Origin of the sequence: Neisseria sp. 27098_8_158 (genome assembly GCF_041433145.1) — a bacterium.
Lineage (GTDB): Bacteria > Pseudomonadota > Gammaproteobacteria > Burkholderiales > Neisseriaceae > Neisseria > Neisseria subflava_E.
In genome coordinates, this window is record NZ_JAPWAZ010000002.1 from 153957 (window position 1) to 164967 (window position 11011).

The 11011-nt window shown below is 53.7% G+C and carries 9 protein-coding genes; 2 read left to right on the forward strand and 7 right to left on the reverse strand.

The window, feature by feature from the left end:
- Nucleotides 1-29: 29 nt before the first annotated feature.
- Together O3681_RS06215 and O3681_RS06220 are read right to left on the reverse strand one after the other, a co-directional pair.
- Nucleotides 30-593: a hypoxanthine-guanine phosphoribosyltransferase gene (locus O3681_RS06215; protein ID WP_371459534.1), complete on the reverse strand. Its 564-nt coding sequence runs from the start codon at nt 591-593 to the stop codon at nt 30-32.
- Nucleotides 594-707: 114 nt separating this feature from the next.
- Complete coding sequence (locus O3681_RS06220) at nt 708-2237, reverse strand: iron ABC transporter permease (RefSeq protein WP_107723862.1); 1530 nt, start codon at nt 2235-2237, stop codon at nt 708-710.
- Nucleotides 2238-2470: 233 nt separating this feature from the next.
- Between O3681_RS06220 and O3681_RS06225 the strand changes: the two genes are divergently transcribed.
- Nucleotides 2471-3001, forward strand: a complete 531-nt coding sequence (locus O3681_RS06225) for a cytochrome b (RefSeq protein ID WP_107723860.1) — start codon at nt 2471-2473, stop codon at nt 2999-3001.
- Nucleotides 3002-3158: 157 nt separating this feature from the next.
- On the forward strand, nt 3159-4163 hold the full coding sequence (gene pdxA, locus O3681_RS06230; RefSeq protein ID WP_371459535.1) for a 4-hydroxythreonine-4-phosphate dehydrogenase PdxA: 1005 nt from the start codon (nt 3159-3161) through the stop codon (nt 4161-4163).
- A 193-nt stretch (nt 4164-4356) separates the two neighbouring features.
- Here the strand turns inward: pdxA and O3681_RS06235 are convergent, their stop codons facing one another.
- From O3681_RS06235 to O3681_RS06255, 5 genes are all read right to left on the reverse strand, one after another.
- Nucleotides 4357-5352: a S49 family peptidase gene (locus tag O3681_RS06235; protein ID WP_308881926.1), complete on the reverse strand. Its 996-nt coding sequence runs from the start codon at nt 5350-5352 to the stop codon at nt 4357-4359.
- Nucleotides 5353-5406: 54 nt separating this feature from the next.
- Nucleotides 5407-6429: a lysozyme inhibitor LprI family protein gene (locus tag O3681_RS06240; RefSeq protein ID WP_308881925.1), complete on the reverse strand. Its 1023-nt coding sequence runs from the start codon at nt 6427-6429 to the stop codon at nt 5407-5409.
- A gap of 105 nt (nt 6430-6534) precedes the next feature.
- Entirely contained in the window at nt 6535-7749 is a 1215-nt protein-coding gene (gene gltS, locus O3681_RS06245; RefSeq protein WP_063068530.1) for a sodium/glutamate symporter, read from the reverse strand.
- A gap of 217 nt (nt 7750-7966) precedes the next feature.
- Nucleotides 7967-9373, reverse strand: a complete 1407-nt coding sequence (locus tag O3681_RS06250) for a hypothetical protein (RefSeq protein WP_371459536.1) — start codon at nt 9371-9373, stop codon at nt 7967-7969.
- Nucleotides 9374-9744: 371 nt separating this feature from the next.
- Nucleotides 9745-11004, reverse strand: a complete 1260-nt coding sequence (locus O3681_RS06255; RefSeq protein WP_107723854.1) for a capsule biosynthesis protein — start codon at nt 11002-11004, stop codon at nt 9745-9747.
- Between the last annotated feature and the right edge of the window lie 7 nt (nt 11005-11011).

The following is an 11011-nucleotide window of genomic DNA, read 5'->3' on the forward strand; positions in this document are numbered from 1 at the left end:
GTCTGAAGATTTTTCAGACGGCCTTTGTTTTATTTATTGTTTAAGGCGTAGATTTCGCCGAGGTTGCGCCAACAGCCGGCGGCATCCATGCCGTAACCGAAGACGTAGCGGTTGGGCACGTCCAAACCGACATAATCGGCTTTGGTTGGTTTTTCTTTGTCGATCAGTTTGTTGGCAAACACAGCCGCACGGCAGCTTGCCGCGCCCATTTTCAACAGTTTTTCCTGAATGGCGGCCATGGTGTGGCCTTCGTCCAGGATGTCGTCCAAAACGACTACATGACGGCCTTTGATTTGCTCGGGGTCGGGCATGCGTTTCCAGTTGAACGCGCCGCCTGTGAGTTTGTCTCCGTAGCGGGAAACATGGACGTAGTCAAAGTCCAAAGGGAAGCGCAACAGCGGCAGCAGCTGCCCTGTAAACACCACCGCACCACCCATGACAGGCAAGAGCAGGGGGTATTTGCCGCCCAAGTCGCGGGTAATGTCGTCGGCAACTTTTTGCAAGGCCGCGCGGCATTGTTCTTGGTCAAACAGCAAGTCGGCATTGTCCAGCATGGCTTGGGTTTCAAGGCGTTTGGTTTCTAAGTCGGTCATGATAGGTCGTGTTGAGTGCGGTTAAAAACAAATTATATAGCGGATTCAATCAATTTTCGACACAAGGCGCGGCAATAGTGTAGTGAAAGTGAAGGGAATTTGAGCCGACTACGTTCAGACGGCCTTTTGCCCTTCCGCTTCGTCCACCAGCAAAAATGCCGTCAAAGCCAAAGCGGTCAATACCGCCGTCAACACCATCGCCCGTCCGTAATTGTCCGCACCGGCGCGCCCGAGATAATCGTAAATCAAAGTAGTCAGCGTCTGCCATTCGGGGCGCGACAGGAATAATGTGGCCGCAAATTCTCCGATACACGTTGCCGAAGCCAAAGTCAGACCGCGCCGCAAGGCCGGTTTCAATAAAGGCGCGGTTACATAACAGGCCGTCTGAAAACCGTTTGCGCCCATGGTGCGCGCCGCCGCCGCGTAATCTTTGGGCAAACCGTCCCACGCGGCCAGTACGTCTTTGGCCACAAACGGATACGCCAACAGCGCGTAAGTCGCCGTCAACAGCCACAGCGAAGCCGTCCACTGCGGATAGAGCAGCAATACGCCGAACGCGATGCACACAGGCGACACCATAAACGGCAAAAACATCAGCGCGCGCAACCACGCCATTTGCCGTGCCGCCGCCGCATACAGCACGCCTAAAACCGTTGCCGCCGCCACCGCTGCCGCAGAGAAACGGACGGTATTCCACACCGCCGCCCACGTTTGCGCTTCCAGCAAGACTGCCCACGAAGAGCCTGCCGATACCGCCTTGAGCCACACCGCCGCCAAAGGCAGCAGGCAGCATACTGCCAACATGGCCAATACCGTTGCCGTCAGCCATTTTTCCCAAGCCCATATCGGCGCACGCGGAGGCAAAGGCGAGACCGACTTATCCACAGTCACGCGCCTGCTCCAATACGCATACAAACCGCCTGCCGCCGCTGTAACCGCCAGCACCAGCCACACCAACACCGACGCACGTTCCATGTCCAACTCGTACGCCACCAGCCGGTAGATTTCCACTTCCACCGTCGCAAAACGTTCACCGCCGAGCAGCAAGGCCAGTCCGAAGCCTGAAAAACAATATAAAAACACCAAGCACGCGCCGCCGGCAACCCACGCGCGCACCACCGGCCATTCGACCCAGACAAACCGCCGCCACGCGTCCGCGCCCAAAGATTGCGCCGAGAGCAACCGCGCCTGCGGCACACGCACAAATCCCTGATACGCCGAGCGCACCAAAACCGGCAGGTTGAAAAACACGTTGCCGTAAATTAGCAGCCACGGCGTGTCCTGCCAACCTGCCGCCAGCATACCGTGTGCGCCAAACAAGGCCAGCACGCCCATGCCTGCTACCAAAGTCGGCATCACAAAAGGCAGCATCAGCAGGCGTAAAACCGTGCGCCGTCCGGCAAAGTCCATCCGCGCCAGCACCCACGCCGCAGGCACGCCCAAAGCCGTGACCAAGACGCAGGTCAAAACCGCCTGTGCCACCGTCCAGCCCAAGCGCAGGCGCATATAGTCATCAGCCACCATTTCCGCCCAAGCGCCTTCGCCGTCGTAAAACGCCAGCGACAGCAAAGGCGCGGCCACCATGACCGCTAAGAAACTTAAAGGCAGAAGCAACAGCGCAAACCGCCGAATCCAAACCTGCATCGATGCGTACCCGAGAATAAAAACGCCTATTTTAGCCCGAGTTCGGCATAGAAGGTGGTATTCCTGCCCTTGTTTTCAGACGGCCCGGGCAGCCTGACGGATAAAACCGCCGTTTCTTCAAATTTTCCAAACATTTACGAAGTCTCTTCAAAAAGGCAACATAATTGGTTGGACATTTTTGTTACAATGCCGCCGATTCAAAAAACCAAACAAATCAAAAACAAGGAAACATTATGACCGCTACACGTCCACAAACCTACGATGCCGTCGCGCGCGCGTTGCACTGGCTGACCGTACTCGGTTTCATCGGCATCCTCTCCACCATTACCGTTTGGACCATCTACGATGGCGAAGAATGGGTCAAATCGCTCTTCGGCGTGCATAAATCCATCGGTTTCATCACGCTGCTGGTGATTGCCATGCGCATTGTTTGGGCTTTGCTCAATGCGTCCAAACGCCCTGCCGCCGACAGCTTTGCCGCCAAAGCAGGCCACCTTGCCCTTTACGTTCTCATGCTCGCCGTTCCCGTTATCGGCATGATCCGCCAATACGGTGGCGGCCGCGGCCCATTGAAAGTATTCGGTGTCGAAGTGATGCAGGGTTCGCCTGAAAAAATCGAATGGATGTCCAACCTCGGCAATATGGCGCATGGCAAACTCGGCTGGCTGCTCTTCGCGCTTGTCGCCGGCCACATTGCCATGGTCGTTGTTCACCGCATTCAAGGCCACGACGTTTTGTACCGCATGATCGGCCGCCGTTCTTAAGTATAAAACGGTAAACAGACAAGGCCGTCTGAAAACAGTTTGACCAAGCAAAAACTGTTTTCAGACGGCCTTTTTGTATTTGTGTTAATCTGAAAAAAGTAGGGCAGGCATTTTGCCTGACGTTGTCCAAATACTGTAAACCATACCGAGAAACACCATGACTGCTCCCATTCTCGCCATCACTTCCGGCGAACCGGCCGGCATCGGCCCCGACATCTGTCTTGATTTGGCTTTCACCGATCTTCCTTGCCGCCCCGTTGTTTTGTGTGACAAAAACCTGTTGGCGCAAAGGGCCGAACAGCTTGGCAAATCCGTCATCCTGCGTGACTTTCAAGCCCAAGCGGCCGATCTGTTGCCCAAGGGCGAACTCGAAGTCCTGCATATTCCCTTAGCTGCCGAGTGTCGGGCGGGCGAACTCAATCCTGCCAATGCCGCGTATGTGCTCCAGCTGCTGGATACGGCGTATCAGGGCATTTCAGACGGCCTGTTTGCAGGTATGGTGACCGCGCCGCTGCACAAAGGCATCATCAACGATGCCCACGCAGGCAACGGCTTTTTCAGCGGCCATACCGAATACCTCGCCGAAAAAAGCCATACAGAACAAGTCGTCATGATGTTGACCGGCGGCGGCCTGCGTGTGGCATTGGTCACCACCCATCTGCCGCTTAAAGACATTTCCGCCGCCATCACGAAGCCTTTAATCGGGTCGGTTGTCCGCATTCTTGAATACGACCTGCGCCATAAGTTCGGCATAGCCAAACCGGTCATCCTCGTTACCGGCCTCAATCCCCACGCCGGCGAAGGCGGTCATTTGGGACACGAAGAAATCGACACCATTATTCCGGCGCTTCATGCCCTGCAGGCCGAAGGCATAGACGCACGCGGCCCTTATCCGGCCGATACCGTGTTCCAACCCTTCTTGCTCAAAGATGCCGATGCCGTCCTTGCCATGTATCACGACCAAGGACTGCCGGTGCTCAAATACGCCGGTTTCGGCGAAGGCGTGAATATCACCCTCGGCCTGCCCTTTATCCGCACCTCCGTCGATCATGGCACGGCTTTGAGCTTGGCCGGTACGGGCAAAGCCGATTCCGGCAGCCTGATTACCGCCGTCCGCGCCGCGCTGGACATGGCGCACAATATGCAGAAACAGGCCGTCTGAAGCTTGGAGGTTTAATCGTTTGTCGGCGTAAAGTGTTCTCTTGTAAGAGCATCATCAGGAAATATTTGCCTGCTGATTTGATGAGGTCGATGAGTGTTTGGACAATAATCAGCGTTTTATTTTAAAAACCATATAAAAAGGCCGTCTGAAACCCCGATGTTTAGGGTTTCAGACGGCCTTTTGGTTTTTTGGTTTACCAAATTTCAGACAAAGTTTCTTTGACTTTGGCCTTCACTTCCGCACCGAAGCGGCGGCTGAGCATTTTGCTGAAATCGTCTTGCGGCGTGTAGTTGACCAGCTCGGGTGCTTTGACAACATCGCGGGCAACGCTGTAAATGCTGCCGAAGTCGTCAATCAGGCCTACCTGTTTGGCTTCTTTGCCGGTGTAGATGCGGCCGCTGAAAACGTCTGGATACTGTTTGTCTTTCAACCTTGCGCCGCGGCCGAGTTTGACGGCTTTGATAAATTCTTGGTGGATATCGCCCAACATGGTTTCCCAAATTTGGGTTTGTGCCGGTGTTTCAGGCGTGAAAGGGTCGCCCATGCCTTTGTTGCTGCCGGCGGTTTTCAGACGGCGTTTGACACCGGCTTTGTCCATCAGGCCGGTAAAGTCGAAACCGCCGCCGATCACGCCGATGCTGCCGACAATGCTGGAAGGGTCGGCGTAGATTTTGTCGGCTGCGGCGGCAATGTAGTAGCATCCGGAAGCGCACATGTCTTCGGCAACGAGGTAGACAGGGATGTCTTTGTGTTCGGCTTTGAGGCGGCGGATTTCGTTAAAGGCGGTGTTGGACACAACAGGCGAACCGCCGGGGCTGTTGGCGCGAATGATGATAGCTTTGGCGTTGCCGTTGTTGTAGGCGGCTTCCATACTGTCGCGCAGGATTTGGACTTGGTCGTCGATGTCGTTGCCGATTTCGCCGGTCAGGTCGATAACGGCGGTGTGTTCGCTGCGGGCTTGGATGCTCGTGGTTTTTCCTTCTTCTTCCGCAAGTCCGAAGATTAGGCTGAGGAAGATGAGGACGGCGACGCCGCGCCAGATATTGCGCCAAATGCGGGCGCGGCGCTGTTCTTGGTAGGCGGCGAGGAGGACTTCGCGCAGGGTGTTGCGCTCCCAGTTGTCGACGGGGGTGGAGGCTGAAGAGGGTGTGTTTTGGGCATCGCCTTCACGGTGGATTCGGTATTGCATGATGTGATGTGCTTTCTTGTAGGCCGTCTGAATGTTCAGACGGCCTTATCGGTTTTAGTTGATGGAATAGCCGCGCAGGTATTGCGTACGTTCGCGGGTCATGCGGGTTTCACACTGCAGGCGCAGGTATTCTGCTTGTGCGGCGTTATCTGCGGACGCGGCTGCTTGTTGGCAGTTGAGTTTTTTGCTTTGAATCCAGGCGCGTTGTTCGCCGAGGATTTGTTGTTTGACATCGCTGTCTAAGCCGCCCCAGAGGTCGTTGATTTCGCCGTCCGCCTGACGGTTTTGTGCGCGCGCGTTGTCGAGTTCGCTTTGGCTGAGGCCGGGCGGCTCGTTGCGCGGAGTTTCACGGTCAGGGTGCAGGACTTCGTAGTCTGAATCGTCGTCATCATCGGTCAAACCGACGGCTTGGCTGGCGGCGTTGTTTTCAAGGATGTCTTGCGGATTGACAGTCGGCGGTTCTTCCGTGTTTTGGTTTTGCAGCAGCTTGATGGCCTGCTCTTTAGATACTGGTTTGCCATCTATCATGACGATGCTTTTCACGCCGTAGGGCAGCAGGGTGGCGGAAAGGGTTTGGGCGGTGGAACTCAGGGTATTGTCTTCGAAAACCGGTTTGCCGTCTTTGTCGGGGGTGTAGAGCAGGGTGGTGCTGAACGTGTTGTTTTCAAAGGTCAGGTTGCTGCCCATCAGTTTTTGTTCGAGCATGTCGGACAACGGGGTGCTGCCGTAAATCAGTGGGCTGTTGTCTATGGCCGTCTTGAGGATGGTGTCGGGAATGCGGATTTTGAGGTTGGCGCGGCAGATGGCTTTGCCGTTATCTTCGGTTTCTTTGGGGTCTTCAAGCAGGGTTTCTAATTCGAGGCCGGCGGCGATGATTTTGTCGGCATCGACGAATTGGCGGTTGTCATTGCGGGCAAAGGAGCGCGCTTGTTGTTTGAGGGTGTCTTCGATGGTGGTACGGATGTTTTGCAGTGTGGCCGGTTGGGCGCAATCAAGCGCGGCTTTCGGCTCTTCTTTGCTGCATGCGGCAAGAAGAATCGTGCTTAAAATCAATACGGAAGCGGTTTTTTTGTACATGGGTACTCCTGAAGATGACGGCCTTTCAGACGGCCTGACGTGCTTATCATAACAAAAGCACTTGCAGCAAGTAAATGCGGCAAGTGCTTTTCTATGTTAGACGTATCAGCCTTTGATGACGCTGATGAAGCCGGAGAGGATGGCGGCGTTGAGCAAGTCAACGAAGAACGCACCCACCATAGGCACAATCAAGAAGGCTTTGTGAGACGGGCCGAAAGTTTGGGTAATGGACTGCATGTTGGCAACGGCGGTCGGGGTGGCACCTAAACCGAAGCCGCAGTGACCTGCCGCCAATACGGCAGAGTCGTAGTCGCGACCCATGAAGACGTAGGTAACGAAGGTTGCGTACAGAATCATCACAACGGTTTGTACAGCCAAGATGATGGTCACAGGGCCTGCCAGACCGGTCAATTCCCACAGTTTCAGGTTCAGAAGAGCCATAGACAGGAAGAGGGACAGGGAGGCGTTACCGAATACGTCGATGGCACGGTCAAACATATTGACTTTGAAGGCGGCAGTCAGGACGTTGCGGATGACCACGCCTGCAAACAGACACCATACGAATTTAGGCAAGTCGAAGAAAGCTTTGTCGTAGCCGTCGACAATTTCGGCAAAAGCCAAACATGCGGCAAACATCGCGAGCGTTTCGACAGCGGAGTCAGCCGTAATCAAGCGGGTGCGCTGTGCTTGTTCGAAGATGTCATCAGTAGCATCGTTGTCGTCGGATTTGGCAGTTTTGACGATAGGTTTACGGCCCATTTTGTTGATCAGACGGCGTGCAACAGGACCACCGATCAAACCGCCGAATACCAGGCCGAATGTTGCAGAAGCCATACCTAAGCCGGTTGCGCCGGTCAGGCCGAATTTGCTTTCAAAGTCAGGACCCCATGCACCGGCGGTACCGTGACCGCCGGTCAGGGTAATCGAACCGGTAATCAGGCCAATCAGCGGATCCAAGCCCAATGCGCTCGCCAAGCCGACACCGACGAAGTTTTGGACGATGATGAATGCACCCACTACGGCGGTAAAGATAACCAAAGGCAGGCCGCCCGCTTTCAAACGGGAGAAGTCGGCGCTCAAACCGATGGATGTAAAGAAGATGAGCATGAATGCATCTTGCAGCGGTTTTTCAAATTTGAAGCTGACGCCGTAGGCTTCGTGCAGGGCGAACAGGACGATAGCGGCAATCAAACCGCCGGCGACCGGTTCGGGAATATTGAAGTCTCTTAAGAATTTGATTTTTTGAACCAGAAATTTACCAACCAGCAACACGAGCGTGGCGGCAATCAGTGTGTAATAACTGTTGAATTCCCATTCCATGTTGTTTCACCTCCTAGAAATGTTTTTCCGAGTATCCGTTTTCGTTCCGGATGTAGTGTGTTTCAACGCTTGGCGTTATCCGCCGAGTGTCATGGTATTGATGCGCGGACAAGGTGTTTTCAGAAAGAAATGAAAACGATGACGTGTCCGTGAAAAATAACTGGCAAATATTAGGGGAATAGTTAAAGATTGTCAAAAAATGCGAGTGTAAATATTTTCAGACGGCCTTTTGCCCGATGGCATGGTGTGCTTCGCGTCGCCATTGTTCTAATAGGGATGTTAATGATTCGGCCGAAGTGTGGCCGTTGCTGATGGCGGCCTGCAGCCAGTAGCAGGCGGTCGGAACATGACAGCCGATACCTTGACCGTGATAGTAAAAACAGGCGAGGCGGTATTGGGCGGAAGGGTGGTTTTGTTCGGCAGCGATGGCGTACCAGTGTGCAGCCGCCCGAGGGTCTTGCGCTGTACCGAGGCCGTAATGGTAGATGCGGCCTAAGGCTGCCGCCGCGTTTTTATGGTGGAACTCTGCAGCTTCCATGTAATTCTTGCGCGCGGCATTGTAGTCGGCGGGACGGCCGATGGCGTGGGCTTGTGTTTCTGCCAAACGGTATGTGGTCTCGGTTTGTTGCTGTTGCAGGGCGGCAGTTTTGATTTGTTCGTATTGTTGCGGATGGTACAGCGCGGCGTCGCTGATGAGTTTTTGTGCCGCAGCGGCAGAACCCAGTGCGGCGGCCCGATGGTAGTAATCATGCGCGATATGGTTGTCGGCTTTGATACCGAGGCCGTAGCGGTAGAGGTCGCCCATGATTTTCAGAGCTTCGGGATGGTCTTTCTCGGCAGCAGCTTTGGCATAGCGCGCCGCTTGGAACGGATCGCGTTCGGAAAGTTCGCCGGTCAGGGCGTATTGGGCCAGCTTGGCCTGTGCTTCCGCCTGCTCCTTATCGGCGGCACGACGATACCATTCTAAGGCTTCGGGTTTGCGTTGGGCGGCAAGAAGGTCGGCCAGCAGGATTTGTGCGGCGATGTGGCCGGCTTGCGCGGCTTGTTCGAGGTATTGTTCGGCTTGTCCGTGGTTGGGGTTGACACCTGTGCCGTAGAAGTAAATTTGACCGAGTTGCCAGTAGGCGACAGTCACGCCGAGCGCGGCCGCTTTTTCGTATTGTTCGATGGCTGTTGCAACGTCGCCTTGGCGTTGATGATGACGTGCCAGATGGTAATATGCAGGCGCGGCATATTGCGCGGCGGCAAGCTCTGCCCAGTAGAGCGATTGTGGATCGTTGCGTTGCGCATGGTAACGCATGAGGATTAATTGGGCTTCAAGGTGACCTTGCTCACCCAGCCAGGCGTATTCGTTAAGAAGATGTCCAGTCGGGGTACCGTTGCGTTCGCGTTGTTGCAGCAGGATAAAGAGTGCCTTGGGATGGCGTTGGGCCGCGGCGGCTTCCAGCCATGGAAGTGCCTGCTCCGGATGACCGTTTTGCAGCAGATGGTCGCCCAATACGAAAGCAGCTTCCGTATATCCCTGCTCTGCGGCCTGTTGCAGCAGGGGCAGGGCTTGGGTAGTATTGGATTGTTCCAAAAGGGCGGCGGCTTGCCGGTAGAGGATTTCAGGAGCAGCGGTCATGGTTTGCGGGCGGATATAAAGTGGAAGACGGATGTTGCGGCATATGGGCGGCGATACCGGTTGAGAGCTTTGTAAAAATTTTGCTCGGCATAGTTTTGTAGAGTGTATTGTCTTGCTGGCTTATCTTTAGGATGTTTGGCTTGTTATATTGTTTTGCCTAGGGATACATCCATATTTTGTGTGTTACAAAAGGCTCAGCTTGAGTCGGTATGCGCTCATGACAGCTCGGTCATTATACTGTCTTTGTAATTTATTGTTAATGATAAATGCAGGTTTTTGTGTTTTATTTACATGGCAGTAGCTAAGGTATATTGATTGCTTCAGGCCGTCTGAAAAACATTTCAGACGGCCTAAACTTTTCTTTCGCTAAGTCAGGTTGTTGGAGTGGAAGAGTCGGAGGTTTTTTTGTTAGGGAAAAAGACCTGACTGTAGAAATTACCGTTAATTTGGGTCACGTTGAGGTGGTACATTCGGTAGGTATGGAACAGCTCTTTGTCAGGCGGTGTCGGATGATTCCAAAATTCCGCCAAGGTATTTTGGTCAGTAATGCCGGGAATATCATAATAGGCACGGCCGAGAACCTTAACTGGCATATTGTGAATCAGTCCGGACAGGCCGCTGGTACTGTTGATAGTGACCATACCGAGGCCATGGCGCAGGAAAACGGGCAGGGGGACATCATGGACGTAAGTGATACGGCCTTTGAGTTTGGGGTGTTTTTTGATAAAGCGTTTGATGTCGCACGAGTAGTCGATAAAGCCGCGGTCCATCGGATGATGCTTGATGATGAGGTTGGTATCGGCAGGCGCGTGCGCGGCAAAGGAGGCCAAAATATGGAGCAGGAAGCTGCGGACGCTGGAAAAGTCACAATGGATGCGGACTTGGCTGTCGTTGAATACCTGCAAGGGAACAATAAAAAATTTGCCGTATTTGCCCGCCTCCACGCGTTTGGCGATTTGGATGTCTTCAATGTAGTAGTTCAAACGCTTGAGGATGGAGATTGACCACAGTTTGAGGTAATGGCCGGCATTGGATGCGCGGTGGTGGATGTAGTTTGGGTACTTGTTCGGGTTGCGGAACAATTCGATATAGTAACGGACGGCATTTTTGGCCATGGGCATAAACCCGCCGCGTACCGGCGTCGGCGCTTTGTATTCCTGCTGGGCAAGCTTAGGGAATTGTTCCAAAAAAAAGTCGGCACGGCGCGGTAATAGGGAAAATGCGTTGACGCCGTCTTTTTCTAAGGTGATGTAGTAGGGGCGGAAATAGCCTTCTTCAAACGCCCAGAAACTGGCTTGGTTTTCGTTTGCAATGCGTTTTGCAATGACGTGATAAGGGCGTGTGTCACCAAAGCAGACAACGGCCTGGATGTGATGTTGAACGATGTATTCTTGCAAAAATTCAGGAAAGGCATCGTAGTTGTCGTTAAAAACAACGGTATGCGCTTGAGTGGGCGGATAAAAATAGTCGTCGCCTGCATTAAAGTTGAATTTATGTACAGTTTTGCCATTTTCAGTCAGCCAATTGGCAAGACGCAGAAAAAAATTGCCGACAGGTCCTTGAAGCAGCAGGATATTTTCTGCGCTTTCAAGCAGGTTTTGCAGGTTGTTTTTGAGGACGGTCTGTTTCATGTCGCAA

Coding starts and splice junctions, on each gene's coding strand:
- O3681_RS06215 (WP_371459534.1), bottom strand. CDS start 593: ATGACCGACTTAGAAACCAAACGCCTTGAAACCCAAGCCATGCTGGAC.
- O3681_RS06220 (WP_107723862.1), bottom strand. CDS start 2,237: ATGCAGGTTTGGATTCGGCGGTTTGCGCTGTTGCTTCTGCCTTTAAGT.
- O3681_RS06225 (WP_107723860.1), top strand. CDS start 2,471: ATGACCGCTACACGTCCACAAACCTACGATGCCGTCGCGCGCGCGTTG.
- pdxA (WP_371459535.1), top strand. CDS start 3,159: ATGACTGCTCCCATTCTCGCCATCACTTCCGGCGAACCGGCCGGCATC.
- O3681_RS06235 (WP_308881926.1), bottom strand. CDS start 5,352: ATGCAATACCGAATCCACCGTGAAGGCGATGCCCAAAACACACCCTCT.
- O3681_RS06240 (WP_308881925.1), bottom strand. CDS start 6,429: ATGTACAAAAAAACCGCTTCCGTATTGATTTTAAGCACGATTCTTCTT.
- gltS (WP_063068530.1), bottom strand. CDS start 7,749: ATGGAATGGGAATTCAACAGTTATTACACACTGATTGCCGCCACGCTC.
- O3681_RS06250 (WP_371459536.1), bottom strand. CDS start 9,373: ATGACCGCTGCTCCTGAAATCCTCTACCGGCAAGCCGCCGCCCTTTTG.
- O3681_RS06255 (WP_107723854.1), bottom strand. CDS start 11,004: ATGAAACAGACCGTCCTCAAAAACAACCTGCAAAACCTGCTTGAAAGC.